Origin of the sequence: Rhodococcus mengyinensis (genome assembly GCF_048381435.1) — a bacterium.
Lineage (GTDB): Bacteria > Actinomycetota > Actinomycetes > Mycobacteriales > Mycobacteriaceae > Rhodococcus_F > Rhodococcus_F opacus_D.
In genome coordinates, this window is the sequence record NZ_JBLWIT010000154.1 from 107,492 (window position 1) to 131,465 (window position 23,974).

Below are 23,974 nucleotides of genomic sequence, written 5' to 3' on the forward strand. Positions count from 1 at the left end.
GTCCGGGGATGGCCCGCGCGCTCCGGACGGTTCCCGGCCGCACCGATCACGTCGTGGTCGTCGGTGCGGGTCTCGCCGGTCTCTCGGCCGCTCTGCACCTCGCCGGATCGGGCCGGCGGGTCACGGTCCTCGAACGGGAGTCGTCGCCGGGCGGCCGGGTCGGCACCTACCGTGGTCCCGGCTACGACATCGACAACGGTGCCACCGTCCTCACGATGCCCGAACTGGTCGGCGAGGCCCTCGCCGCCGTCGGCGCGGATTTCGCGTCCACCCGGCCGCCGCTCGTCCTGGAGCGGCTGGCGCCGGCGTATCACGCGCGGTTCGCCGATGGTTCCTCGCTGGACGTGCACTCCGATCCCGACGCGATGGTCGCCGAGGTCAGCCGGGTGTGCGGGCCGGAGGAGTCGGCCAGGTACCTGCGGCTGCGGCGCTGGCTCGGCCGGATCTTCGATGCCGAATACCACCGGTTCATGGATGCGAACTTCGACTCGCCGCTGGATCTCGTCTCGTCCCCCGCGGCCGCGCGGGATCTGCTGACGCTCACCGCCCTGGGCGGGTTCGGCAGGCTCGGCGCCCGCGTCGACCGCACGATCACCGATCCGAGACTCCGCCGGATCTTCACGTTCCAGGCCCTGTACGCCGGGGTCGCGCCCGCCGACGCCCTCGCGGTGTACGGCGCGATCGCCCACATGGACACCTCGCTCGGTGTCTACTTCCCCCGCGGCGGGATGCGCTCGATCGCGCTCGCCCTCGCCGACGCCCTCACCACAGCAGGTGGCGAGATCCGGTTCGACACCGAGGTCGCCGCACTCGAGCGAACCGGCGACCGCGTCGGCGCCGTCGTCACGGCGGCGGGTGACCGCATCGACTGCGACGCGCTGGTGCTCACCCCGGACACCGCCGTCGTCGACGAACTGCTCCGCCCGGTGACACGCCGGACCCCCCGGCGGGTGCGGGTGTCGCCGTCCGCCGTGGTCCTGCACGGGACCGTCCCCACCGCGGTCGCGTCGCAGTGGGCCGCCCAACGACACCACACCATCGATTTCGGTCACGCGTGGAAGCGGACGTTCGCGGAGATCACCGCCCGCGCGGGGCGCGGACGGCTGATGACGGACCCGTCGCTGCTGATCACCCGGCCCGCCCTGTCGGATCCGGGCCTCGTCCTGGACCGCTCGGGGATTCCCTCGGAACCGCTGTCGGTGCTGGCGCCCTGCCCGAACCTGCACAGCGCACCGCTGGAGTGGTCGTCGCTGACCGGCCCGTACGTGAACGAACTGCTGCGCGAACTCGAGACGCGCGGGTACCGCGGGATCGCGGAGCATTTCACGATCGACCGTGTCGACACCCCCTTCACCTGGCTCGGCAAGGGCATGGCGGCGGGCAGCCCCTTCGCGGCAGCGCACGTGTTCCGGCAGACCGGACCGTTCCGGCGCCCCAACCTGGTCAGAGGCCTGGACAACGTCGTGCTCGCCGGTTCCGGCACCGTTCCGGGCGTCGGAGTTCCGACCGTCCTGCTGTCGGGGAAGCTCGCGGCCGCCCGCATCACCGGGCCCACCGCAGCACGAAGCGCGGAAAGACCCACGGAAGCATCAAGTGCGGGAGGATAGGGCGAGGCGTGGCGGGAACTGGTGCCGGCAGCAATTAAACTGGTTCCTCGACCATGCGATGCGCACGCCGATGAGCGCACCGACCGCAACCGAACTCACCTCGGGGGAGGAATCTGCACTCATGACGTCCTCTGCCCGGCAGGCGACCGTCGCCGCTGCGACGACCACGCCGCAGCGGTCGTGGCCCCAGACCACGGCCGACTTCCTCCGCAGCCCGGAGGGACACGCTGCCATCCTCGGTTTCGTGGGCGCCGTGATGATCACGTTCGGTGGTTTCGGTGCGGGCAGCGTCCGCCGCGAGGACCCACTCCTCGAGGCGATGCACCTGTCGTGGCTCCGGTTCGGTCACGGTCAGATCCTGTCGACGGTCATCGTCTGGGTGGGTGTGGTCGCGATGATCACGGCCTGGGTGCGGTTGGGTCGTGCCACGCTCGGCGGCGACGTCACCCTCCGGCAGTTGCGGATGATCGTCCCGGTGTGGACGGCGCCGCTGCTCCTCGCAGTGCCGATGTTCAGCCGCGACGCCTACTCCTACCTGGCGCAGGGTGCGCTCCTGCGTGACGGGTTCGACCCGTACGCCGTCGGGCCGGTGGTCAACCCGGGAGTCCTCCTCGACAACGTCAGCAACGTGTGGACCACCACCACCGCGCCGTACGGTCCGCTGTTCCTGCTCCTCAGTCAGGGGATCACGGGGCTGACCGGCGACAACGTGATCGCCGGGACGATGCTTCTGCGCGTGACGATGCTGCCCGGACTCGCGCTGATGGTGTGGGGGGTTCCGCACCTCGCGCGGCACCTCGGCGGCAATCCGGCGATCGCCCTGTGGCTCGCCGTGCTCAATCCGCTGGTCCTCGTCCACCTCATCGGCGGGGTGCACAACGAGCTGCTGATGGTCGGCCTGATGATCGCCGGCATCGCGCTCGTCCTCGAACGTCGCCATCTCGCCGGGATCGCCCTCGTCGCCGTCGCGGTCGCGATCAAGGCGACCGCAGGCGCCGCGCTGCCCTTCATGGTGTGGATCTGGATGCTCCACGAGAAGGAGAAGGCCGAGGCGGAGGGGCGCACACCCGCGTCGCCGCTCGCGTCGTTCGCGAAGACCGCGGGCGCGGGGTTCGCCGTGTTCGTGGCCATCTTCGCGGCCGCATCCGCCGTCGCCGGTGTCGGACTGGGCTGGATGACCGCGCTGTCCGGTTCGAACAAGATCATCAACTGGTTGTCGCTGCCGACGATCCTCGCCCACATCGTGACCGTCGGAACGTCGTGGTTCGCGGAACTGCGGCTGGGTGAGGTGCTGGCCATCACCCGCCCGATCTGCGCGGTGGCGCTGGTCGCTCTCGTGCTGGCGGCCTGGTGGCGCTACCGGAAGACCGAGCGTGACGCGATTCTCGGAATCCTCATCGTCCTGGTCGCGATCGTGATCCTGTCGCCCGCCGCGCTGCCCTGGTACTACTCGTGGCCGATCGCCATCGCAGCCGGCTTCGCGTTGTCGACCCGGACCCTGATGATCCTCGTCGGGTTGTCCACCTGGTTGATGCTGGTCTTCCAGCCCGACGGTTCGATCGGCCTCTACACGTTCCCGCACGTCGTGCTCGCAACGTTCGCTGCGGTCGTCGCGGCCGTGTCGCTCCGCACGGTCGACCCGCTGCGGCTGCGCACACCTCGGCCCGTCGAGGAACAGCGCACCGCCGACCTCGCGGGTGCCGCGTCGTCGCCGCGCGTCGAATGACCGGTTGATGACCGAGCTGGCCGACAGTTACCGGTACTGCGGCGCGGTGACGGCGGAGCACGGACGCACCTACCATCTCGCGACCCGGCTCCTTCCCGAGCGCCGACGCGCCGCCGTGCATTCCCTGTACGGGTTCGCCCGCACGGTCGACGACATCGTGGACGTCGATCCCGGCCGGACGGCCGGCGACTGCGCCGCCGAACTCGATCGGATCGACGCGGCACTGCGACTCGGCTTCACCGACCGGACCGCGGTCGGGCCGGATGCGTGCTCACGGGAGATGCGGCGGGTCCTTCCCGCGTTCCTCGACACCGTCGCGTCTTTCGACATCCCCCACGACTACTTCTTCGCGTTCCTGCAGTCCATGCGGATGGATGTTCCGGGGACTGCCGAGCATCGGTCCGAGTACGGCACCATGACCGAACTCCGGACGTATATGTACGGATCGGCCGTCGTGATCGGGTTGCAGATGCTGCCCGTCCTCGGAACCACCGGGCCCGTCGCCGATGCCGAACCGCACGCTGCGGCTCTCGGTGAGGCGTTCCAGCTGACCAATTTCCTTCGCGACGTCGGCGAGGACCTGGATCGGGGCCGGGTCTATCTCCCGGCCGACGAATTGGCCGCGTTCGGTGTCGACACCGAACTTCTCGCGCACGGTCGCCGCAGCGGCACGACGGACCAGCGGATCGTGCGGGCCCTCGCCCACCTGATCTCGGTCACTCGGTCGGTGTACCGGGACGCGGAACCGGGCATCGCGATGCTGGACCGGCGGGTGCAACCGGGTATCCGGACCGCGTTCGTGCTGTATTCCCGCATTCTCGACGAGATCGAGCGAGGTGGTTACCGGGTGCTCGACCGGCGCGCCACCGTGTCCCGGAGAAACCGGTGGGCGACGGCGCTGCCTCAGTTCGCCCGGCTCGCGGTGCCTGCCCGTGGCCGAGTGTGGTGACCGGCCGTCAGAATCCCATCGCCTGAGCGCGGCGGATCACTTCACGGGCGAGGTCGCCGTGCAGGGCCTGGACGGGCGTGCCGGGGAGGCTGTCGTCCTCGCGGAACAGCCACTGCAGGATTTCCTCGTCCTTGAATCCGCCGTCGTGGAGCACGGCGACGAGACCGGGCAGCCATTTGACGATCTCGCCGGTCTCGTCGAAGAAGAGTTCGGGAACACCGAGGACGCCGTCGCGTCGGACGGCGATCAACTGCTGATCGCGCAGAAGCTGCTGCACGCGGGTGACGGCCACACCGAGGTTCTTCGCGACGTCCACCAACTGGAGGAGCGAGACGGAAGGGTCCAGGACATCGTCACAGTAAGGGATGGCACTCACTCCCCTAACGTTATCTGGTCGCCTCCGGCGTGGCGCTACCGGTCGGTGTCGCTGGCTACGATTGAGGGGCGCGTGGCCGGGCTGCGCGCACTGACGGGGGAACGGACACTGTGCACGATGGAGGTCAACGTTTGATCGGCGAGCTGCTCGACCGGCGCTATCGGGTGGATGCCACGATCGCGCGTGGCGGCATGTCCACCGTCTACAGGGGGCTCGACACGCGTCTCGACCGTCCGGTGGCCATCAAGGTGATGGATCCGCAGTTCGCGGCCGATCCGGCGTTCGTCACCCGGTTCGAGTTCGAGGCCCGCTCGGTCGCGCGACTCAAGCACCCCTCCCTGGTCGCGGTCTACGACCAGGGACACGACCGCGAGCACGCGTTCCTGGTGATGGAACTCGTCGACGGCGGAACGCTCCGCGAACTCCTGCGGGAACGCGGGCCGATGCCGCCGCACGCGGTGGCCGCGGTCGCGGGCCCGGTTCTCGACGCGCTCGCAGTCGCCCACCGGGCCGGTCTCGTGCACCGCGACGTCAAACCCGAGAACATCCTGATCTCCGACGGCGGTGAGGTGAAGATCGCCGATTTCGGTCTGGTGCGGGCCGCCGCCGCGTCGACCACCACGTCGAACAGTGTGATTCTGGGCACGGCGGCGTACCTGTCGCCGGAGCAGGTGACGTCCGGTATCGCGGACACCCGCAGTGACGTCTACTCCACCGGTGTCCTGCTGTTCGAACTTCTCACCGGGCGGACACCGTTCACCGGGGACACGTCGTTGTCCGTCGCGTATCAGCGGATCAATCAGGACGTGCCGCGGCCGGGTTCGTTCATCGCGGGTGTCCCGCCCGAGTTCGACGAACTCGTCGCGGAGGCCACCCACCGGGAACCGTCGCACCGCTTCGCCAACGCCGAGCAGATGGGCTCGGCCCTGCGCAGCATCGCGGCGGCCCTCGATTTGCCTGCCTACCGGGTGCCCGCCCCGCGACGCTCGGCGCAGCACCTGAGCGCTGCGGCCGCCGCGAGCGCGCCGCCGGGCCCCGCCGCACCGCCCACGGTGCACCTTCCCCCCGCCCCGCCGCTGTCGCCGCCCAGCCCGCTGCCGGCGCAGCCCGGTGTCCAGCACACGCGGGTGGTCACCACGCAGACTCCGCGCCCGCCGATCGACGAACCGTCGTTCGCGGTGGAGGACGAACCCGACGACGGCTACCACTACCCCGACTTCGCCGCCGAACGGCAGCGGTCGCGCCGGACCACGATCGTGTGGCTGCTCGTGATCCTGATGCTCGCCCTCGCGGTGGGTTTCGGTGGCTGGTGGATGGGTTCGGGCCGTTTCACCGCGGTCCCGACCACCGACGGTCTCGATCGCGGTGCGGCGGTGACGGCGATCGAAGCGGCCGGACTGTCGACGGAGACCCGGGGCCAGTACTCCGACACGGCTGCGCTCGACACGGTGCTGGGTACCGATCCCACCGGCGGCTCGCGGATCTCCCGCGACGGCACGGTGGCACTGCTCGTCTCCCTCGGGAGGCCGACGGTCCCGCCGCTGCCCGCGGGCGGTGAGCGCGCCGGAATCGAACAGGAACTGCGGAACCGCACGTTCACCCCGGTCGACGGTGGTCAGGCGTTCAGCGCGAAGGTCCCGATCGGGGCGGTGGCCGCGCTCGACCCGGCACCGGGTACCGAGCTCGCGACCGGGTCCACGGTCAAACTGATCGTCAGCAAAGGTGCACCGCCGGTAGACGTTCCCGATGTGAAGGGCATGTCGGAGGCCGAGGCGCGCGCCTCACTCGAGGCGGTGGGCATCGTCGTGCAGGACGTCACCACCGACTTCGACCGGAACGTCGCCGCCGGAGACGCGATCGCCACCAGCCCGAAGGCGGGCGCCCGCGTCAATGCGGGCACCAGCGTCACGTTGAGTGTGTCGAACGCGGTGCGAATTCCGTCGATGCTGGGCCGGACGGTCGGATCCGCGCGGGACGAACTGAGCCGTCTCGGACTCGAGGTGAAGGTGCGTCAGGTGACCGACACGGACAGGTCGTTCGTCATCAGCCAGAATCCCGGCGGCGGCGATCTGGTGAAGCCCGGGAGCACGGTCACCCTGGTCTCACTGCCCTGACCCCGCAGGTGCAGGGCAGTGAGGGTCCGAAGGATGCGGGCGATCAGCCGCGCAGCATCTCCGCGACGAGGAACGCCAGTTCCAGCGACTGCTGGGTGTTGAGGCGGGGGTCGCACGCCGTCTCGTAGCGACCGGACAGGTCGAGGTCGGAGATGTCCTGCGCGCCGCCGAGGCATTCGGTGACGTTCTCACCGGTGAGCTCGACGTGGATGCCGCCCGGGTAGGTGCCGAGTCCGTTGTGGACCTCGAAGAATCCCTGGACCTCGTCGACGATGCGGTCGAAGTGGCGGGTCTTGTAGCCGGTGGACGCCTCGTGGGTGTTGCCGTGCATCGGGTCGCACTGCCAGATCACCTGATGACCGGTGGCCTGGACCTTCTCGACGATGGGCGGCAGCAGGTCGCGAACCTTGTTGTTACCCATCCGCGAGATCAGGGTGAGGCGACCCGGCTTGTTGGTGGGGTCGAGCCGCTCGACGTATTCGACCGCCATCTCCGGTGTGGTGCTGGGCCCGATCTTCAGGCCGATCGGGTTCGACACGAGTTCGGCGAATGCGATGTGGGCCCCGTCGAGCTGACGGGTGCGGTCGCCGATCCACAGGAAGTGGGCGGACAGGTCGTACAGCTTCGCGTGGTCGTCGTCGTTGTCGAGGCGCAGCATCGCGCGCTCGTAGTCGAGGACGAGCGCCTCGTGGCTGGCGAAGATCTGCGCGTGGTGCAGGCTGGGATCGGTGACGCCGCAGGCGTTCATGAACTGCAGCCCGCGGTCGATCTCCGCGGCAAGTGCCTCGTACCGGGCCCCGGCCGGCGACGACGCCACGAACTCGCGGTTCCAGTCGTGCACCTTGTGCAGGTCGGCCATGCCCGCGCCGGTGAGCGCGCGGACCAGGTTCATCGCGGCGCTGGCGTTCGCGTACGCCCGCACGAGCCGCGACGGGTCGTGGGCGCGCACGGCCTCGTCGGCGACGAGGGAGTTGATCATGTCGCCGCGGTACGACTGCAGGCCCAGGGCGTCGACGTTCGACGACCGCGGCTTGGCGTACTGACCGGCGATACGGGCGACCTTGACGACGGGCAGGCTCGCCCCGTACGTCAGGACGACGGCCATCTGCAGCAGGGTGCGGATGTTGCCCTTGATGTGCGGCTCGGTGTTGTCGGCGAACGTCTCGGCGCAGTCACCGCCCTGGAGAAGGAACGCCTCGCCGCGAGCGACCTGAGCCAGCTTCTCCTGCAGGGCCACGACCTCGCTGGCCACCGTGATCGGGGGCACGCTCTCGAGGACGGTCCGCATCGCGGCGGCCTGACCCTCGGGCCATTGCGGCTGCTGAGCAGCGGGCTTGGCCAACGCTGCATCGAGGCGCTCACGCATCTCGGTGGGCAGCGGCGGGAGTTCGGGCAAGCGGTCGATCGGCACGTCGACAGTCCAGTTCACCCATACAGGATATTCGCTCGACCGGAGCGATGGCGAGTCAGGTCACCGGAGTGAGCGCGCCGCCTGAACTGCCTCGAACTTCGCCAGGTTGTGCCGGGCGTCGGCGAGCGCGTCGTGCGCGTCACCCGGTGCAGGTGGGAGCGCCGGACTGCCGTGTTCCTCCCAATACTGGCGGAGTTCCCGCGTGTACCGGGGCAGCGACTGCGGTAGCTCCGTCATGTCCCCCCACAGCTGGCAGAGGGCGACGTGGTCGTAGGCGGCCACCCACGCCCACAGTTCGGGGACGATGCCGGGGCGGGGAATCAGGAACGCGTAGAGGTCGTCGCGAATGCGGGCGCGGCTCTTCCAGAGGGGCGACGACGGCTGCGGCAGCTTCGGCAGCACGTTCCTGCGCACCCACTTGCCCGCCCGGTCGGGATCGAACTCGGTGGACACTGCGTAGAATTCACGTCCGTCCTCTGCGACCACCCCGATCGACACCAGGTCGATCGTGCGACCATCCTCGATGAACTCGCAGTCGTAGAAGTAACGCACGCCCGCAAACTATGCCTCACCCGTTGGCGTCATCCGGATCCACCCCTACCTCGTGAAGGAGGCCTCGGTGCGCGCAACCTCCGACGGTCGACAGTCCGCCGCCCCTGTCGCGGACCCGCTCGACTCTCCGCGGGTGCCTCCGCATCTCCGCGTCGGTGGTCTCGTCGTCCGGGTCCTCGTCCTCGCCGGGCTCGCGGTCGGATTCGCCTACAACCTGCTCGGACTGCCCGGCCTGCGGGACTTCGGCAGCTACTACCGGCTGGATCTCGACGTCTACCGCCTGGGCGGTTCGGTGTTCCTGCACGGCCCGACCCTGTACGGGTCGATGCCTGCCACCCAGATGGGCAACTTCCTGCCGTTCACGTACCCGCCGCTCGCCGCCGTCGTCTTCAGTCCGCTGTCGACGGTGTCGCTGGCGACGGCCGGGATCGTCGTGACGGTGTTGTCGCTGATCGCGCTGTTCGGCGTCCTCGTCGTCACGCTCGACTCGCTGGGCATCGCACCCCGCACCACGCTGGTGTGGATGGCCCTCGGTGCGCTCGCGGTGTCGATGGCCCTCGAACCCGTCTCGTCGACCCTCGACTACGGGCAGATCAACATCCTGCTGATGCTGCTGGTGGCGGCGGACTGCCTGCCGAAGAAGACGCCGTGGCCGCGCGGCGTGCTGATCGGCCTCGCAGCGGCGGTGAAGCTGACGCCTGCCGTGTTCATTGTGTACTTCTTGGTGCGCAAGGACTTTCGCTCGGCCATCGTGACCGGGGTCGGTTTCCTGGCGTTCAGCGCCGTGGGCGCGATCGCGACGTGGAACGACTCCGTCACCTACTGGACGCACACCCTCTTCGATTCCGATCGGATCGGCACCCCGGCGTATCCCGCGAACCAGAGCATCACCGGTGTGCTGGCCCGGCTCGGACTGAGCGACTCGGTGCGCACCCCGATCTGGCTGTTGCTGAGCGTCGTGGTTCTCGCACTCGTGATTCTCGCGATGGTGCGAGCGCTGCGATCCGGCGAGACCGCGCTCGCGCTGGGACTCAACGCCGTCCTCGGACTGCTCGTCTCCCCCGTGTCCTGGTCACACCACTGGGTGTGGTCGGTGCCGGTGATCCTCGTGTTCGGCGTCCTCGCCTACCGTCGCCGGAGCGTCGCCCTGGCGGTCACGGCCGTGGTCGGCGTCGTCGTCGTGAGGCTCGCCGCGCACTGGAAACTCGGGGTGGGACGGTGGAGCGGAACCCACTGGAATCTGTGGGATCAGTTCCTGGCGTCGTCGTACGTGTGGTGGGGACTCGCCGTGGTGCTGGTCGCGATTTTCGCGTTCCGCACCCGTCCCTCCCAGTCCGACGAGGACGATCGGTCGGAGACCTCCGACGATCTCACCGTCCCCGTCGGCTGAGAGGTCGCGGCCGTCAGCTCGCCCGCGTGTCCGGCAGTCGCGTGACGGTGGTGGCGTCGCTCGCAGGCGCCCCGCCGGCCACCGAGGCGTCGGCGGCGGGCGCCTTCTTCTTCAGCGTCGCCGCGTAGATGTCGACGTATTCCTGACCCGACAGCTTCATCAGCTTGTACATGACCTCGTCGGTGACGGCCCGCTCGACGAACCGGTTGCCGCCCATGCCCTCGAAACGCGAGAAGTCGATGGGCTCACCGACGCGGATGGTGACCTTCGCGGGACGCCACACCCGGGAGCCGATCGGGTTGACCTTCTCCGTACCGATCATCGCGACCGGGATGACCTTCACACCGGACTCCAGAGCCATGCGAGCCAGTCCCGTCTTGCCCTTGTAGAGGCGGCCGTCGGGCGACCGGGTGCCCTCCGGGTAGATCCCGAGCAGCTTGCCCTGCGAGAGGACGCGCAACCCGGCGTTCAATGCGTCCTGCGCGGCATCGGCGCCCGTCCGGTCGATCGGAACCTGACCGACCACCGAGAAGAACCAGCGCTGGAAGGCGCCCTTGAGTCCCGTCCCGGTGAAATACTCGCTCTTGGCGAGAAAAGTGATCCTCCGCGGCACACGCAACGGCAGGAAGAACGAATCCAGCACGGCCTGATGGTTACTCGCCAAGATGGCGCCACCCTCCGCCGGGATGTTCTCCGTACCCTCCACGGTCGGCCTACCCAGCCCCCAGAGAACCGGCCCCAAAAACACGTACTTGAAGAGCCAGTACCACATGGCGTCCCTCCCGTTCACAACCCAAGCTTCGTTCGGGTCGACTCTACTTCGGGCGGGTGAGGGTCGCTACACACGGCCGGGAGGCCCGCACAGCATCACACTCTGCGGGTTTACAGCAGTGGGCTGGACGTCAACCCACCCGATCGGGCAGGACGGCCCGGGCTAGTTCCGCCGCTCCGATCATGCCCGCCGCCTCCCCCAGCTGGGTCGGCCGGATGCGGGCCAGCGGCCGGTGCCCGGCCCCCGTCGTCAGCGCCGCGTAGTGCTCGCGGGCCTCGTCGATGAACAGCGGCGAGGAACTCGCGACGCCACCGGCGATCACGACGAGATCCGGGTCGTACACATCCCCGATGAGCGCCAGTCCGACGCCGAGCCACCGGGCGAACTCCCGCATGGTCTCCAGTGCCAGCGGATCGCCGTCCTGTGCCGCGCCCGCGATCCGCCGGCCCGTCAGCGCACCCGGATCGACCGCCACGTCCCGCGCGAGGACCGTCGACGTCGCCGGATCCGCGGCCAGAAGTTCGATCGCGGTGTCGACGAGGGCCGTCCCGCTGCAGTACCGCTCCCAGCAGCCGTGCTTGCCGCACGCGCACGGCCGTCCGTCCGGGACCACCTGGATGTGGCCGAGTTCGGGTGCGACGCCGTGGCTGCCGCGGTACAGCCGACCGTCCGCGAGGAGCGCCGCCCCGATGCCCGTGCCGATGGCGAGCATCACCACGTTCCGGCCGCCTGCAGCAGCACCGAAGCGGTGCTCGGCCCACGCCGCCGCGTTCACGTCGTGCTCGAGGATCACCGGCAGACCGAGACGCTGCCCGAGGTCCCGGCCGACGGGTGCACCCACCCACGGCAGATGCGGCGCGAACCGCACCGTCGTGCGGTCGGGGGTGATGAATCCGGCGACCGCCAGACCCACGGCGGCGACGTCGTGCCGTGCGGACAGCTCCCGGACCGCCCGGTCCAGGCCGTTCTCGAGCGCCTTCGCCGACGCCGGGGTCGGCGACTGGAGCGAGTCGAGCACCTCACCGGCCGAGTCGACCACCGACGCACGGATGCTCGTTCCACCCACGTCGATGCCGATGGTCAGCGCCGCGCTGCCGCCACGTTCGCTGCCCGTGCCTGTGCTCATGGAGATGATTGTGCCCATGCCGGATCGCCGACGTGCACGAGTCCGGCGATCCGGCCCGCGAGGGGCACGCTCAATGCTTGATGGTGACCGTGATCGGTTCGAACGCCGAGCCGCCGTCCGCTTCGGACGTTCCGCCGCCGGGGCCGGGTTCCGGAGCGTCGGGACCGCCGGGGCCCGGGGTGTCGTGAACGGCGTGTTCGTCGAGGACCTGCCGCAGCACCGCGATCAGCAGGGACGCCTGGCCGGCGAGCAGGGTCACGAGATCGTGCTGCTCGCCGCGGATCAGAGCCGCGAGTGCGCACACCGGGCACCACGTGCATCCCGACCACTGCCCGGTTCCGGGGGGCGCGTCCTCGGCGCCCGTCTGGGCGTGCGGCGCCGCCGCACGCTGGAGAAGCGGCTCGAGACGGTCCAGGGCGGTCTCGGCGAGTGTCCGCAGCTCCGCCACCAGCTGCGCGTGGTCGTCGTTCATACCGGCCACACCTGCGGGTCGGGCGTGAAGCGCACGACCAGATCACTTCCGTCGAGTTCTGCGCCCGCGACGACGCACCGGCGCAGGACCGAGGCGAGGCGGACCCGGCGGCGCACCCCTTCAGCTCCCACGACCAAGTCGTCCTCCACTCGACCCAACGTGAGGGTCGACGGGTTCACGAGCGGCAGATACATCCGCATCGTGTACACAGAATCCACACCGGCCCCCGATTCCAGCCCCACCCGCACCGCGGGTGGGTTCTTCCCCAGCACCGCAACCGCGTCCGTGTCGTCGGCATACAACTCCCGGGCGATTCCGCCGAGATCGGCCCACCCTACCGGCTCCGTCACCGACCGGGTCACCGAGAGGATCACGGTGGTGCCCGCGGAGGCGGTCAGCTCGGCAAGGACCCGTTGCTGCAGCGCTCGCCGCCTGATCAACCATGCCACACCGGGATCGTCGTGTCCTGCCGGCGAATCGAAGTGCGGCAGAAGGTTGTTCACGAGGATGGCGTCGACGCGCAGGCCGGACAGCGCGGCCACCGCCACGGTGCGCCGGGTCTCCGTCAGCACCACCCGCTCCGGGGTCGTCACCAGTCGCACAGTGGTTTTCGCCCGGTTCGCGAGCATCTCCCGGATCTCGCCGACCGCGGCGACGACCTGTTCGATCAGCGTCACCAGCATCACGAGGCGGGGATCGGAACCCAGGAGCGCGGCGATGCGGCGGTGCTGCGGCCACACCCGCTCGATGTACTCGAGAGCCATCGCGGGCGCGGCGAGCGTCCGCAGGCAGTCCGCGGTAGGCGGGCAGTCCACCACGACGGCGTCGTAGTCGCCCTCCGTGGCGAACCGGACGACCTCACACAGCCCGAGCACGTCCTGCACGCCGGGAAGCCCGGTCAGCTCCTCCGGTTCGAGCGCGGACAGCTGGGCGCCGTGGTCGTGTGTTCCGGCGGCCGCGAGAACCGCTGTCAGACTCCGGAATCTGTCCTCGAGCAACGTGAGGGTGTCGAGTTCGAGGACGTCGAGGGTGTCGGTCACGGACACGAGGTCCCGGGCGGCGGCGATCCCGATGACGTCGGCGAGAGAGTGCGCCTGGTCGAGCGAGACGAGCAGAGTCCGGTGTCCGGCCTCTGCGGCCGCCTGTGCCGTCGCGGCCGCGAGCGTCGTCTTTCCGACGCCCCCCTTCCCGACGAAGAACTGGACCCGGGCAGGTCCGGCACGACCTTCGCTGCTCAGCCTTCCACCCGTTTCTTGAGTTCCTTGAGCGCGGTGTCGGTGATCGCCTTCTCCGCCTTGCGCTTGAACAGGCCGATCATCGGGATGGTGAGGTCGACGGTGAGCTCGTACGTGACGGTGGTGCCGCCGCCCGGCTCGTCCTCCAGAACGTACGAACCGAACTGCGACTTCTGGATCTCACCGGACTCGAGTTCCCAGCTGACCGATTTGCCGTCGGGCGCCCAGTCGTAGCGGAGTACGTACGTGTCCTTGACCATGCCGGCGTCGAGCACGAACCGCACCCGGTCGGCCCGGCCGCCCTTGCCGGGTTCCATGACCTCGACGGACTTCGCGGCGGTCACCCACGCCGGGTACGCGTCGAAGTCGGCGATCACATCCATCACCCGGGCGGGCGGCGCCTCGATACTGATCGACCTCTTGGTCCTCTCGGGCATGGAGTGAACGCTTCCTTTCGCCTGGCCGACCCGCTCGTCGATCGCGGGGCCACGCCGTTACCGGTTTCGTATGTCTGTGTTGTGCCCGACTATCACACACGATCTCGGCGCTCTGACACAATGCCGACCCTGCCGCGGCGGGCGGATCCGCCTCAGGACGGCGGTTCTCCCGCAGCGCGACCTGCCTCGAGTTCCTTCTTCACTTCGAAGGACATCACTTTGCCCTCGACGCGCCTGCGACGGTTCAGTGCGGCCAGATCGGGGGTGCCCTCGCTGCGGGCCGGTTCGGCGTGGAGGAAGTAGTGGACGATCGCTCCGTCCAGCACCGGCTCGAGCCACACTTCCATGGTTCCGGTGAGCGGTCCGGCCACCGTCCACCGGATGCCCTTCTCGGCCCGGTCCTCGCGGACGGCGAGGGTGAGATCGGGCCACCACCGGCGCCAGCGGGCCGGCGGGGCGATCGCCGCCGCGACCTGCTGCGGTGGGGCCGCGATGAACGTCTGGTCTGCGACCTGAATGCTGCTCACGGCGACTAGCTTCACATACCGCCGTGAGCGGTGGCCGCGGGGTTCCGCGGCACCGCGCGGACAGGGCTCTGACCACCCTTCTTCGGCCAGGAAGCAGACCTGGCCGGGGAAGGTCTAAAGTTGGGAACGCAATCCTACTCGTCAGTATCTTCAGTGTCGGAGGTTTTCGTGCCCGAGTTCAGCGCGCCACAGTCGTTCACGATCGCGGAGGACGCGTCCGCGGTCGACTCGGTGTTCGCCCACGCCGCGGCCGACCCGACGCTGGTCGTGTACAAGCGCAAGATCGGCGGACGCTGGACCGACGTCACGGCCGCCGAATTCGCGGCACAGGTCACCGCAGTCGCCAAGGGTCTCATCGCCCTCGGCGTCCAGCAGGGCGACCGGGTGGCACTGATGTCGGCAACCCGCTACGAGTGGCCCCTCGTCGACTTCGCGATCTGGGCAGCGGGCGGCGTCACCGTCCCGATCTACGAGACATCCTCCGCCGAGCAGGTCCGGTGGATCCTCGAGGACTCCGCCGCGATCGATCTCGTCGTCGAGAACGCGACACACGCGGCCACCGTGAAGGCCGTCGCCGCCGAGGCGACCGCGCTGCGCGGCGTCTACCAGATCGAGGCGTCCGACGGCGGCCGCGGCGTCGTCGAGGAACTGACCGCACTGGGCGCCGACGTTCCCGACGCCGATGTCCGGGCCCGCGTCGCCGCGCTGAAGTCGAGCGATCCGGCCACCCTCATCTACACCTCCGGCACCACCGGCAGGCCCAAGGGCTGCCAGCTCACCCATTCCAACCTCATCGCCGAGTCCAAGGGCATCCTCGATTCCAGCCTCGGCACCCTGCTGAAGACGCCCGGCGTCAGCACCCTCATGTTCCTGCCGATGGCGCACGTGCTGGCGCGGGCCGTCAGCATCGCGTCGTTCGACGCCGGCGCCGCACTCGGACACACCAGCGACATCCCGAACCTCGTCCCCACGTTCGGCGAGTTCCGCCCCGACTTCATCCTGTCGGTGCCGCGGGTGTTCGAGAAGGTGTACAACAGCGCCCGCGCCAAGGCCCACGGCGAGGGCAAGGGCAAGATCTTCGACGCCGCCGCCGAGACGGCCATCGCCTGGAGCGAGGCTCAGGACAAGGGCGGGCCGGGACTGGTCCTCAAGGCCAAGCACGCACTGTTCGACAAGCTGGTGTTCTCGAAGCTGCGGGCCGCGCTCGGCGGCAAATGCCAGCTGGCGATCTCGGGCGGCGCCCCGCTCGGCGCCCGCCTCGGCCACTTCTTCCGCGGCATCGGCATCACGATCTACGAGGGCTACGGCCTCACCGAGACGTCCGCGGCGTTCGCGGTCAACACGATCGGCGAGCAGAAGGTCGGCTCGGTCGGCAAGCCGTTGGCGGGCAATTCCGTTCGCATCGCCGACGACGGTGAGATCCTGCTGTCGGGGCCGGTCGTCTTCAGCGGGTACTGGCGCAACGAGAACGCGACCGCCGACGCGATCGAGAACGGCTGGTTCCACACCGGCGACCTCGGGTCGGTCGACACGGACGGGTACATCACCATCACCGGCCGCAAGAAGGAGATCATCGTCACAGCGGGCGGCAAGAACGTCTCCCCCGCCCAGCTCGAGGATCACCTGCGTGCGCACCCGCTGATCAGCCAGGCCATCGTCGTCGGAGACCAGCAGCCGTTCATCGGCGCGCTGATCACCATCGACGCGGACGCACTGCCCGCATGGAACGAGCGCAACGGCAAGCCCGCAGGGACCACGGTCGCGGATCTGCTCACCGACGCCGACCTCACGGCCGAGATCGACGAAGCCGTCGCGGAGGCCAACAAGCTCGTGTCACACGCGGAGGCCATCAAGAAGTTCCGGGTCCTGCCCGTCGACTTCACCGAGGAAACCGGCGAGCTCACGCCGACGATGAAGCTCAAGCGCAACGTCGTGCACGACAGCTTCGCCGACGACATCGCGGCCATCTACGCGAAATAGTGCCCTCCGGGCTCGTGAGTACTTATTAACCGCCCGCGGTTGATAAGTACTCACGGGCGGTCACGCAAGCAGTGCCTGCAGCTTGGCGGCGAGCACGTCCCATCGCCACTCCGCCTTGACCCATTCGCGGCCGGCCGCACCCATCGCGGCCGCGCGGTCGCGGTCGGACAGCACCGAGATCACCGATCGCGCCACCTCGGCCACCGACGTGCCGTCCACGACCATCCCGGTTTCGTTCTGCCGCACCGTTTCCGGGGCGCCACCGGACTGTCCGGCGATGACCGGCACACCGGTGGCCGACGCCTCGAGGAAGACGATGCCGAGGCCTTCGACGTCGAGTCCCGCGCCCCTCGTGCGGCACGGCATCGCGAACACGTCGGCGATCGTGTGGTGCGCCGCCAGCTCCGCGGACGGCACCGTGCCCGTGAACACGACGTGGTCCTCCACCCCGACCGAGCGCGCGAGCGAGCGCAGACGGTCCTCGTAGGGGCCGCCGCCGACGATCACGAGCACGGCGCCGTCGATGTGCTCGCGGATGCCCGGGAGCGCCTTGATCAGGATGTCCTGGCCCTTGCGCGGCACGAGACGGGACAGGCACAGGACCGTCGGCCGCTCCCCCAGCCCGTACCGGGACCGCAGTTCGGCCCGCGCGCCGCTGTCCGGGGTGAACAGGTCGGTGTCGACGCCGGACGGCAGGTGTTCGAGCGCGGCACTCGCGCCGAACGCGGACGCGAATCGGCCCCTCGTGTACCGGCTGACGTACGTGACGACGTCGGTCCGGTCGCCGATCCGTCCGAGGGCCTGGCGGGCGGCGGGGAGCATCGACCAGCCGACCTCGTGCCCGTGGGTACTGGCGACCACCCGTTCCGCCCCGGCGCGGCGCAGCGTCGAACTCAGCAGCGCGAGCGGGGCCGCTGCGCCGAACCAGACGCCCGTGCAGTCGTGTTCGGCGAGCAGCTTGGCGGCCCGGCGGGCGACGAACGGCGTGGGCACCATCAAGGTGGTGGGGTGCCGGACGACCTGAAACGGTTGCCGCGCATCGAACTTGATATGCGAGTCGCCGCGCCAGCGCGGGGCGTAGACGACCAGGTCGTCGGCGGGCAGGTGCTTGGCGAAGGTGTGCAGGTACGACTGGATTCCACCGGGTCGCGGCGGAAAATCGTTCGTCACCAACAGGGTTCGGCGCATGTGATCACCGTAGGCGGTGGACCGTGCGCAGGCGACGCAGGGTCACCCCAGGTGAGCGCCCACCCAGTCGGTCCAGCGGTCGCGGAACTGATCGGCGTCGACGCCGAGGACGTCGGACAGCCGTCCGTCGACCGTCTCCGGGTCCGCCTCGCCCACGGCCAGCGTCCGGTACAGCTCCGTCAGCCTCGATTCGCCGTACTGCTCCGCGACGAAGGCGTTGATCGACCATGCCGTCTCGTAGGCGACCGAGCCGCGTTCGCCGTATCCGGAGAAGTCGGTGTCCTCGGGGAACTCGGTCGGCGGACCCTCGGCGCCCACCTGCGCGGTCAGTGCCGGCGCGATCTGCCGTTCGGCCTCGCCGGTACCCCGGTATGCCGCGTATTCCGCGTAGCCCTCCAGCACCCACATCGGTGAGCGGTCCACCGTCTCGGCGCGCGCCGCCACGTGGATCAGCTCGTGCCGCAGGATCGCCCGCCGGGTGACCTCGGTCAGCCGGTCCTCGGACGCGGGGCTGAACACGATCCGCTGTCCGGTGACCGTGGCGGCGTCGGGTTCGACGGCGTCCGAGATGGCGACGGCGGCGATGTCGCGTCCGTCGTGATTCGGGCCGACGAGCGCCGTGAACTCGTCCTGCGATCCCGCGACCCACACGAGCGCGCGGCCCGCCCAGTGCGAACCCCACAGCTGGGTGGCGTTGACGACGGCGGCGGGGAGTTCGTCCGCCAGCCGGTCGACCATGGTGGCGTTCTCGGGATGTCCGAGCACCACCGACGTTTGCCCGTCACCGGTGTCGACGCGGCGCGACACGACGGGTCCGAAATCCCACGGTCCGCGCCAGGTCAGCCGGTCGCCGTCCACGGTTGCGCTGTCGCTGACCAGTGCCCAGCGCTCGCCGCGCCGGGCGACGACGAGAGCCACCGGTTTGCGGGTGGGGCTCTCGTCCGCGATCGCGTAGCGGAGCTGCACGGCGGGGGCCCACACCTCGTCGGCCCCGAGCGCGTCGCCGAGGCTCGACGGCACCGCTGTCTCGGCGCCCTCGGCGATCTCGTAGCCCCAGTCCGAGAACTCGACCCCGGCAACGTTGGCCGCCCGCCGCGTCTCGGCGGCCAGGAATCCCGGTGCCGCCGCCTGATCCATCAGACCGGACAACCGGGCCGCGTCGTTCGTCCGCACGGCCGACGCCCAGGTGTCGAGGAGCGTCTGGACGGCTGTCGCACGCGCGTCGGCGTCGGCCTGCGCGGTACCGACGGCTCCGTCCGCGCCCCGCTCGGTCCGGGAGAACCCGGTCAGCGCGAGGACGACGACGACGGCGAGGACGAGTCCGGCCAGTGCGGCCCGCTCCCACGGGCGCGCCTGACGGCGCGAGGTCGGATCCGTTGCGGGAGACGGGTCTGAAGCGGGCACGCCGGTGAGTGTATGAGCACGCCCGGCCGCCGCTGTCGGACGGTCGCCGTCAGTAGCGGCGCGCCCCGTAGAAGGGGAACTTCGCCATCGACTCGATCTTCACCGGCACACCGAACGTCGAGGCGTGGAGAATGTTGCCGTTTCCTGCATAGAGGCCGACGTGGGACGCGTCGTTGTAGAAGAGGACGACGTCGCCGGGCTGCAGGGCGTCGCGGGACACCGGGGTGCCGCCGCTGGCCTGCGCCTGACTGGACCTCGGCAGCGTCTTGCCGATCTGCTTGTACGCCCACACGACCAGTCCCGAGCAGTCGAATTCGTCCGGACCGGTGGCGCCCCACACGTAGGGGTCGCCGATACGGGTCATGCCTGCCTGCAGCGCGCTCGTGCCCGAGCCGGGGGTGAGATGCGCGAGGATCGTGTTCGGGTCGAAGCCGGGCGGGAAGGGCGTGCCCGCCAGCTGGTCGCGTTCGGCGCCGGTGAGATCTCCGAATGCCTTGATCACGTCTGCGATCTGCGCCTGCAGGTCGCTCTGCTTGCGTTGCAGATCGTCGCTCACCGCTTTGGCCTGCTCGGTCGCGGACCGTGCGGCATCGGCGGACTTCTTCGACGCCTCGGCGGCCTTCGTGGCTTCCGACGTGGCCGACTGGAACTGCGCGACCTGATTGCGGGTGTCGTTGGAGATGGCGTCCAGGGCGGACATCTGGTCCAGGAGCTGCTGCGGCGAATCGCTCACCATCACGGCGAAGAGGCGATTGGTCCGTGCACCCTGGTAATTGGCGGTGGCGAGCTTGTTCACCACCGGCTGGAAGACGGCGACGCGCGCGTTGGCGGCGTCGAGCACACCCTGGTCCGTTGCGAGCTGCGCGTCGGCGTCGCGTTGCGCCGACTGCTTGGCCGCGAGATCGATCTGCGCGTTGTGGAGTGCCTCCGACGTCTGCTCGGACTGCCGGGACAGGTCACCGAGCTTCGTCAGCGCGTCGGTCGGGTTGGTGGTCACCGGGTCTGCGCCCGCCTGGATCGCCGGCAGCGACACGAGGGCCACCGACAGCACGCCGGCGGTCAGCACGCTGCCCAGGGAGCGCTTCATCTTGTGTGAGGCCACGGAAATGCAGTTCTCCGATCGTCGCTCTCCACCAGCCGGGCCGGGTGTCCGAGGCGCGGCTCAGGGATTTCCTCGGCCGATGCGACCGTGGAGTGCCGAAGAGGTGGTGACCCGCGTTGCCGCCCGGTTGGCGCGACAAGACTTCGCAAGGTCTCGGATAGGTTACGGAATGGCATACGTTTGTGTCCACCTATGTCACGAACGAGGTGGCGGGGACCACCCGACGGGTGAACGACACGCTGTCTGCCTGGGGCGCAACGACATCGAGGGTGGGTTCGAATCGTGATTCGAACCCACCCTCGGTGGTCGTGCGAGATCCTACGAAGCTACCCCGTGCATCCCCGCCCTCGACTCGGTGGATGCCTCGCCTCGCGTGTGGATCAGTAGCGGCGTGCGCCGTCGAAAGGCATGGACGCGATGGGCGCCAACTTGACGGGCTGACCCTCGGTGGAGGCGTGGATCACGTTGCCGTTGCCGGCGTAGATGCCCGAGTGCGATCCGCCGTAGAAGGAGACGACGTCGCCGGGGCGGAGATCGGACTGCGACACGGGAGCGCCTGCCGCCGCCTGCGCGTAGCTGGTGCGCGGCAGGTTCAGTCCGGCCTGCTTGAACGCCCACTGCACCAGACCGGAGCAGTCGAACGAGTTGGGGCCGGCGGCGCCGTAGACGTACGGCGAGCCGAGCTTGGTCTGTGCGGCCTGAACGGCCTTGTCACCTGCGGTGCCGGCCGGCGCCGGGGGCGCGGGCAGGTTCGGGACACCGGGGATCTGCGGGATGACGACACCCGGGATCTCGAAGGTTCCGACTCCGGGGATGGTGACGGGATCTGCGGCCGCGGGGGCCGCGGTCGCGGTGAGCGCTCCGACTGCGAGCGCGCCGGCGACGACTGCCCGTCGCACATTCCGCTTGGAAACTTGTGACGCCACGAAAGGGGTACTCCGTTTCTTCCATTCATCCGCCGACCGAGTTAGCTGACGGGTTCGGGCTGGGAAGATCAGCCCTACCCACCGGTGCGTGAGGACGTCCCGGCGGGATTCACCCCAGTAGAAACTTGGGTTCCCGGTACGACCGCTCTCGCGAGTGGCCGATTAGGCGGTGACTAGCGATGCTGCCCCGGTGTTGGGGCTGCGAGACTCCGCTAGGTCTCAGGAAGGTTACGAAATGGAATACCCCGATGTCGACCGGAACACGCGGAAAGTGTCCGTTTGGGCCGATTCCGGCTTTGCGGGCGCGCGATACCCACATTCGGTAACGACCGGATAACAGGCGGTTTGTTTCCGATCTCTTTTCGACAGCGGGAGTGGGCATTTCGCGAAGCCTGACGACTCCCCGATTTTCTCCCGGTCAGCGTTCCTGCTGTTCAACCGGGGTGCCGCGGACCGCACCCGCGACACGCGCCCGATCCGCCGGTACCGGTCCCCGCCCCGTCCGAACACCTCGTTCGCGGCCGCGCGCGCGACCCGCGCACCGCCCGCGACCGCCGCCCGAGACGGTCAGTGTGATCCTCGTCTCTCCGGGCTCTCCGGGCGGTTCTGTCGGTGCCCGTCCATACGCTCTGAGCCGTGAGCGTCCCCGGTGTACCCGAACAGCTGAGATTCGACGAACTCGACACCCCACTGCGGGACACCACGTTCGTGGTGGTCGACCTCGAGACCACGGGAGCGCGGCCGGGCGAGGACGCCATCACCGAGATCGGCGCGGTGAAGATCCGCGGTGGCGAGGTGATCGCCGAAATGGCCACTCTCGTCGACCCGGGACGGTCCATCCCCCCGCACATCGTGGAGATCACCGGCATCACCACCGCCATGGTGATCGACGCCCCGCGGATCGAGCGAGTGCTGCCGGCGTTCCTGGAGTTCGCACGCGGCGCGGTGCTCGTCGCGCACAACGCCCCGTTCGACACGGGCTTCCTCAAGGCCGCCGCGTCCGCCACCGACACCCCCTGGCCCAAGTTCACCGTGCTCTGCACCGTCAAACTGGCCCGGCGCGTCCTCAGCCGCGACGAAGCGCCGTCCGTCAAGCTGTCGTCGCTGGCCCGGCTGTTCGACGTCGGGACCACTCCGACCCACCGGGCACTCGACGACGCCCGGGCCACCGTCGACGTCCTGCACGCCCTCATCGCGAGGGTCGGCAATCAAGGGGTGCACAGTCTCACCGAGCTCGTCGACTACCTTCCCGACGTCTCCTCGCACCAGCGGGCGAAACGGACGCTCGCCAGCCATCTCCCCCACGCTCCGGGCGTGTACCTGTTCCGCGGACCGTCCGACGAGGTCCTGTACGTCGGCACGGCGACCGATCTGCGCCGGCGGGTGCGCAACTACTTCACCGGCTCGGAGACGCGTGGCCGGATGAAGGAGATGGTGGCCTTGAGCACCCGGATCGACCACGTCGAGTGCGCGCATGCACTCGAGGCGGGTGTGCGCGAGCTCCGGCTGCTCGCCGCGCACACGCCGCCGTACAACCGGAGGTCCAAATACCCGAAACGCGGGTGGTGGATCACGCTCACCGTGGAGGCCTTCCCCCGGCTGTCGGTGGTGCGTACCCCGACCGCCGACTCGCTCGGTCCGTTCCGGTCCCGCTCGACCGCCGTCGACGTCGCCGACGTCCTCGCCGAGTACTGCATTCTCCGCACCTGCACGAGCCGCATCCCGAAGGGAAGGGAGCACGGTCCGCAGTGCCCACCCCGCGAGCTCGGAGGCTGCCCGGCGTCCGTCCACGACCGCGCCACGGAGGACGCCTACCGTCCCGGGCCGGCACTCTTCCGGCAGTTCCTGCGCGGCCTGGACGACGCCCCGCTGCAGCGCATGCGCGCACGGGTGGAGGAGCTGGCCGCCGGCGAGTTGTTCGAGAACGCCGCACGGCTGCGTGATCGCACCGCGGAGGTCGTGCTCGCGTTGCGGAGGATGCAGCGCCTTGCCGCCCTCACCGCGCTCGATCAGCTCGTGGCCGCTCGCCCGGCCGCGACCGGCGGCTGGGAGTTCGCGGTGATCCGTTCCGGGCGTCTCGCGTCCGCGGGCTGCGCCCGGCGCGGAATTCACCCGATGCCGGTGGTCGATGCACTCGTCCTCACCGCCGAAACCGTCGTTCCCGACGCAACTCCGCTCCGCGGCGCGTCCCCCGAGGAAGCCGGCCTGCTGGCGCGCTGGCTCGACCAGGAGGACACCCGCATCGTCAGCGCATCCGCGGGCTGGTGCGAGCCCGCACGGGGCGCCGGATCCTGGTCCGAGTGGTGCGCACTGGCGCGAGCGGGCAGCTCGTCGACACGGGACGCCGAGACCCGACCACCCGCGCCGGGTTCTGCCGACCACCGCTTAGGCTGGCGATCATGATCAACGCCATCGTCCTGATCCACGCCGAAGCCCACCGCATCCCGGAGACCGCTCAGGCCGTCGCCGACATCGAGGGCGTCGACAAGGTCTATTCCTGCGCAGGCGACGTCGACCTGATCGCGATCGTGCGGGTCCGGGACCACGCGAAGATCGCGGAGGTCGTCACCGAGGGAATCAACAAGGTGGACGGCGTCTCCCGGACGGCGACGCACATCGCGTTCCAGTCCTACTCCAGCGCGGACGTGGAAGCGGGCTTCTCGATCGGCGAGTAGCTCCG

General features: G+C 69.5%; 21 protein-coding genes and 1 riboswitch. Of the genes, 8 read left to right on the plus strand and 13 right to left on the minus strand.

Annotation, left to right across the window (positions count from 1 at the left end; translation table 11 throughout):
* Positions 1–8: 8 nt before the first annotated feature.
* The 3 genes from crtI (at position 9) to ACNJ7E_RS40685 (ending at position 4,282) form a co-directional block, all read left to right on the plus strand.
* Positions 9–1,607 carry a phytoene desaturase family protein gene (crtI, locus tag ACNJ7E_RS40675; protein WP_418342484.1) on the plus strand — a complete coding sequence of 533 codons (1,599 nt, stop codon included), beginning with the start codon at positions 9–11 and terminating at the stop codon, positions 1,605–1,607.
* Positions 1,608–1,728: 121 nt separating this feature from the next.
* Positions 1,729–3,333, plus strand: a complete 1,605-nt coding sequence (locus ACNJ7E_RS40680; RefSeq protein WP_280782574.1) for an alpha-(1->6)-mannopyranosyltransferase A — start codon at positions 1,729–1,731, stop codon at positions 3,331–3,333.
* A gap of 7 nt (positions 3,334–3,340) precedes the next feature.
* The gene (locus ACNJ7E_RS40685) at positions 3,341–4,282 is read left to right on the plus strand and encodes a phytoene/squalene synthase family protein (RefSeq protein WP_418342485.1); all 942 of its coding nucleotides are present in this window, start codon (positions 3,341–3,343) and stop codon (positions 4,280–4,282) included.
* A 7-nt stretch (positions 4,283–4,289) separates the two neighbouring features.
* Here ACNJ7E_RS40685 and ACNJ7E_RS40690 read toward each other — a convergent pair whose 3' ends face one another.
* Complete coding sequence (locus ACNJ7E_RS40690; protein WP_105413630.1) at positions 4,290–4,658, minus strand: Rv2175c family DNA-binding protein; 369 nt, start codon at positions 4,656–4,658, stop codon at positions 4,290–4,292.
* Between the two features lie 110 nt (positions 4,659–4,768).
* Between ACNJ7E_RS40690 and pknB the strand changes: the two genes are divergently transcribed.
* Positions 4,769–6,772 (plus strand): Stk1 family PASTA domain-containing Ser/Thr kinase, encoded by a 2,004-nt coding sequence (gene pknB / locus ACNJ7E_RS40695; protein WP_418342486.1) that lies wholly within the window; start codon positions 4,769–4,771, stop codon positions 6,770–6,772.
* A 43-nt stretch (positions 6,773–6,815) separates the two neighbouring features.
* Here the strand turns inward: pknB and ACNJ7E_RS40700 are convergent, their stop codons facing one another.
* Positions 6,816–8,201 (minus strand): class II 3-deoxy-7-phosphoheptulonate synthase, encoded by a 1,386-nt coding sequence (locus tag ACNJ7E_RS40700; RefSeq protein ID WP_280782577.1) that lies wholly within the window; start codon positions 8,199–8,201, stop codon positions 6,816–6,818.
* Between the two features lie 42 nt (positions 8,202–8,243).
* Complete coding sequence (locus ACNJ7E_RS40705; protein WP_011594241.1) at positions 8,244–8,735, minus strand: polyadenylate-specific 3'-exoribonuclease AS; 492 nt, start codon at positions 8,733–8,735, stop codon at positions 8,244–8,246.
* Between the two features lie 67 nt (positions 8,736–8,802).
* Between ACNJ7E_RS40705 and ACNJ7E_RS40710 the strand changes: the two genes are divergently transcribed.
* Complete coding sequence (locus ACNJ7E_RS40710) at positions 8,803–10,125, plus strand: glycosyltransferase 87 family protein (RefSeq protein ID WP_280782578.1); 1,323 nt, start codon at positions 8,803–8,805, stop codon at positions 10,123–10,125.
* A 13-nt stretch (positions 10,126–10,138) separates the two neighbouring features.
* Here the strand turns inward: ACNJ7E_RS40710 and ACNJ7E_RS40715 are convergent, their stop codons facing one another.
* The 6 genes from ACNJ7E_RS40715 to ACNJ7E_RS40740 all read right to left on the minus strand — a co-directional run bounded on the left by ACNJ7E_RS40715 (position 10,139) and on the right by ACNJ7E_RS40740 (position 14,694).
* The gene (locus ACNJ7E_RS40715; RefSeq protein WP_418342487.1) at positions 10,139–10,897 is read right to left on the minus strand and encodes a lysophospholipid acyltransferase family protein; all 759 of its coding nucleotides are present in this window, start codon (positions 10,895–10,897) and stop codon (positions 10,139–10,141) included.
* A gap of 130 nt (positions 10,898–11,027) precedes the next feature.
* A complete protein-coding gene (locus ACNJ7E_RS40720; RefSeq protein ID WP_280782580.1) occupies positions 11,028–12,041 on the minus strand; it encodes an ROK family protein in 1,014 nt (337 codons plus the stop codon).
* 52 nt (positions 12,042–12,093) lie between these two features.
* Positions 12,094–12,495, minus strand: coding sequence for a hypothetical protein (locus ACNJ7E_RS40725; protein ID WP_418342488.1), 402 nt, complete (start codon positions 12,493–12,495; stop codon positions 12,094–12,096).
* Positions 12,492–13,733, minus strand: a complete 1,242-nt coding sequence (locus ACNJ7E_RS40730; RefSeq protein ID WP_418342517.1) for an ArsA family ATPase — start codon at positions 13,731–13,733, stop codon at positions 12,492–12,494. Before ACNJ7E_RS40730 ends, ACNJ7E_RS40725 begins: the two co-directional genes overlap by 4 nt.
* Positions 13,730–14,167, minus strand: a complete 438-nt coding sequence (locus tag ACNJ7E_RS40735) for an SRPBCC family protein (protein ID WP_009473765.1) — start codon at positions 14,165–14,167, stop codon at positions 13,730–13,732. The genes ACNJ7E_RS40730 and ACNJ7E_RS40735 overlap by 4 nt, the downstream gene beginning before the upstream one ends.
* A gap of 152 nt (positions 14,168–14,319) precedes the next feature.
* Positions 14,320–14,694: a hypothetical protein gene (locus tag ACNJ7E_RS40740; RefSeq protein WP_005260151.1), complete on the minus strand. Its 375-nt coding sequence runs from the start codon at positions 14,692–14,694 to the stop codon at positions 14,320–14,322.
* A 168-nt stretch (positions 14,695–14,862) separates the two neighbouring features.
* Between ACNJ7E_RS40740 and ACNJ7E_RS40745 the strand changes: the two genes are divergently transcribed.
* Positions 14,863–16,674 carry an AMP-dependent synthetase/ligase gene (locus ACNJ7E_RS40745; RefSeq protein ID WP_280782582.1) on the plus strand — a complete coding sequence of 604 codons (1,812 nt, stop codon included), beginning with the start codon at positions 14,863–14,865 and terminating at the stop codon, positions 16,672–16,674.
* A gap of 60 nt (positions 16,675–16,734) precedes the next feature.
* Here the strand turns inward: ACNJ7E_RS40745 and ACNJ7E_RS40750 are convergent, their stop codons facing one another.
* The 4 genes from ACNJ7E_RS40750 to ACNJ7E_RS40765 all read right to left on the minus strand — a co-directional run bounded on the left by ACNJ7E_RS40750 (position 16,735) and on the right by ACNJ7E_RS40765 (position 21,294).
* Positions 16,735–17,862 carry a glycosyltransferase family 4 protein gene (locus tag ACNJ7E_RS40750; protein WP_280782583.1) on the minus strand — a complete coding sequence of 376 codons (1,128 nt, stop codon included), beginning with the start codon at positions 17,860–17,862 and terminating at the stop codon, positions 16,735–16,737.
* 42 nt (positions 17,863–17,904) lie between these two features.
* Positions 17,905–19,266, minus strand: coding sequence for a peptidase MA family metallohydrolase (locus tag ACNJ7E_RS40755; RefSeq protein ID WP_418342489.1), 1,362 nt, complete (start codon positions 19,264–19,266; stop codon positions 17,905–17,907).
* A 49-nt stretch (positions 19,267–19,315) separates the two neighbouring features.
* Positions 19,316–20,368, minus strand: coding sequence for a C40 family peptidase (locus tag ACNJ7E_RS40760; protein WP_280782585.1), 1,053 nt, complete (start codon positions 20,366–20,368; stop codon positions 19,316–19,318).
* Between the two features lie 380 nt (positions 20,369–20,748).
* Positions 20,749–21,294 carry an NlpC/P60 family protein gene (locus tag ACNJ7E_RS40765; protein WP_198601990.1) on the minus strand — a complete coding sequence of 182 codons (546 nt, stop codon included), beginning with the start codon at positions 21,292–21,294 and terminating at the stop codon, positions 20,749–20,751.
* Between the two features lie 14 nt (positions 21,295–21,308).
* Positions 21,309–21,473, minus strand: a riboswitch (cyclic di-AMP (ydaO/yuaA leader).
* 457 nt (positions 21,474–21,930) lie between these two features.
* Between ACNJ7E_RS40765 and ACNJ7E_RS40770 the strand changes: the two genes are divergently transcribed.
* Both ACNJ7E_RS40770 and ACNJ7E_RS40775 read left to right on the plus strand, forming a co-directional pair.
* Positions 21,931–23,697, plus strand: a complete 1,767-nt coding sequence (locus ACNJ7E_RS40770; protein WP_418342490.1) for a DEDD exonuclease domain-containing protein — start codon at positions 21,931–21,933, stop codon at positions 23,695–23,697.
* On the plus strand, positions 23,694–23,969 hold the full coding sequence (locus ACNJ7E_RS40775) for an Lrp/AsnC family transcriptional regulator (RefSeq protein WP_005247708.1): 276 nt from the start codon (positions 23,694–23,696) through the stop codon (positions 23,967–23,969). The genes ACNJ7E_RS40770 and ACNJ7E_RS40775 overlap by 4 nt, the downstream gene beginning before the upstream one ends.
* Positions 23,970–23,974 lie beyond the last annotated feature (5 nt).

Coding starts and splice junctions, on each gene's coding strand:
- crtI (WP_418342484.1), top strand. CDS start 9: ATGGCCCGCGCGCTCCGGACGGTTCCCGGCCGCACCGATCACGTCGTG.
- ACNJ7E_RS40680 (WP_280782574.1), top strand. CDS start 1,729: ATGACGTCCTCTGCCCGGCAGGCGACCGTCGCCGCTGCGACGACCACG.
- ACNJ7E_RS40685 (WP_418342485.1), top strand. CDS start 3,341: ATGACCGAGCTGGCCGACAGTTACCGGTACTGCGGCGCGGTGACGGCG.
- ACNJ7E_RS40775 (WP_005247708.1), top strand. CDS start 23,694: ATGATCAACGCCATCGTCCTGATCCACGCCGAAGCCCACCGCATCCCG.
- ACNJ7E_RS40715 (WP_418342487.1), bottom strand. CDS start 10,897: ATGTGGTACTGGCTCTTCAAGTACGTGTTTTTGGGGCCGGTTCTCTGG.
- ACNJ7E_RS40750 (WP_280782583.1), bottom strand. CDS start 17,862: ATGCGCCGAACCCTGTTGGTGACGAACGATTTTCCGCCGCGACCCGGT.
- ACNJ7E_RS40720 (WP_280782580.1), bottom strand. CDS start 12,041: ATGGGCACAATCATCTCCATGAGCACAGGCACGGGCAGCGAACGTGGC.
- ACNJ7E_RS40735 (WP_009473765.1), bottom strand. CDS start 14,167: ATGCCCGAGAGGACCAAGAGGTCGATCAGTATCGAGGCGCCGCCCGCC.
- ACNJ7E_RS40725 (WP_418342488.1), bottom strand. CDS start 12,495: ATGAACGACGACCACGCGCAGCTGGTGGCGGAGCTGCGGACACTCGCC.